This window comes from Methylobacterium isbiliense, from assembly GCF_022179325.1.
Taxonomy (GTDB): Bacteria; Pseudomonadota; Alphaproteobacteria; order Rhizobiales; family Beijerinckiaceae; genus Methylobacterium; species Methylobacterium isbiliense.
In genome coordinates this window covers 1-1,285 of record NZ_BPQQ01000129.1, presented here as the reverse complement: position 1 = coordinate 1,285, position 1,285 = coordinate 1, and the positions used below count along the sequence as shown (strand labels likewise).

The following is a 1,285-nucleotide window of genomic DNA, read 5'->3' as shown; positions in this document are numbered from 1 at the left end:
TGATCCTCCCTCGGCTTCGCGGACACAGGGAGATCAGCCTGCGGTCCGTTCGGCCTGCTCGGGCGTGAGATAGCCGAGCGCCGAGTGGATGCGTTGCCGATTGTAGTAGCCCTCGAAGTAAGCGAACAGGTCGCGTCGCGCCTCATCCCGGGTTGCCCATCGTCGCTGATAAACGAGTTCGACCTTGAGGGTGTGGAAGAAGCTCTCCATCGGGGCGTTGTCGTAGCAGCAAGCCGTCCGGCCCATGGACGGCTTCGCCCCCATGCTTGCGAGCTGCCTCCGGTAAGCTTCGGCTGCGTACTGGCTGCCGCGATCCGAGTGGCAGATGAGCCCGGCAGCCGGCCGCTGCCGCTGGGCGGCCATCATCAGCGCAGCCACGCTCAGCTCGGTGCGCATGTGATCGCGCATCGACCAGCCGACGATCTTGCGCGTAGCCAGATCGAGGACGGCCGCCAAATAGAGCCAGCCCTCGCCGGTTGGCAGGTAGGTGATGTCCGCCAGCCAGATCGTATTGGGCCGCACGGCTGAGAAGTCCTGCTTCAGGAGATTGGGGGCGATTGGAGGATCGTGACGGCTGTCGGTCGTACACGGCCGGAACCGACGACCCGCCAGGGCACGGATACCGTGCCGGCGCATGAGACGCTCCACTCGTGCGCGGCTGACGGAACGGCCCTCGGCCCGCAGGGCGGCATGCACGCGTGGGGAGCCGTAGCGCCGGTGATGAGCGGCATGGATGCGCCGGACGTCGTCCAGAAGTTGGCGGTTGGAGGCCGAGCGCGCGCTCTCGGGCCGTGACCGCCAGCCGTAGTAGCCGCTGGGGGACACGCCGAGCACGCGGCACATGAGACGCACCGGCCAGGTGGTCGCATGCTGCTCGATGAAGGCGAACGTCATTTGGGCATCTCCGCGAAGATGCCGATCGCTTTTTTTAGCACGTCGCGCTCCATGCGCGTGCGGTCGAGCTCCCGCCGCAGTCGGGCGATCTCGGCAGCCTGATCGGAAGGGGACGCAACCGGGCTTGGTGGCGCAATACCCGTCGATCCGGCCAGCCGCGGTCGGGGTGGGGCCCCGTTCAGCGTGGCCCGCCACTGCCGCAACATCGAGGGCTGGATCCCGAGCTCGGCCGCGACCTGCATCTGCGGCCGGCCGCTGCTCTCCAGCAGAGCAACGGCTTCGCGTTTGAACTCGGGTGTGAACTCCCGTCTCGTCTTCGCCATCCGACGCGCGCACCTTCCCCGCTCAGCATGAGCGTATCAGAGGTGTCCGCGAAGCCGAGGGAGGATCA

1 protein-coding gene is annotated in these 1,285 nt (G+C 67.2%); it reads right to left on the bottom strand.

Going from position 1 to position 1,285, the window contains the following annotated elements; genetic code table 11:
* Window positions 1–33: 33 nt before the first annotated feature.
* A protein-coding gene (locus MFF61_RS32825) for an IS3 family transposase (protein WP_238241912.1) occupies window positions 34–1,217 on the bottom strand; the annotation gives its coding sequence in 2 pieces (ribosomal slippage) (window positions 34–920 and window positions 920–1,217; 1,185 coding nt in all).
* Window positions 1,218–1,285 lie beyond the last annotated feature (68 nt).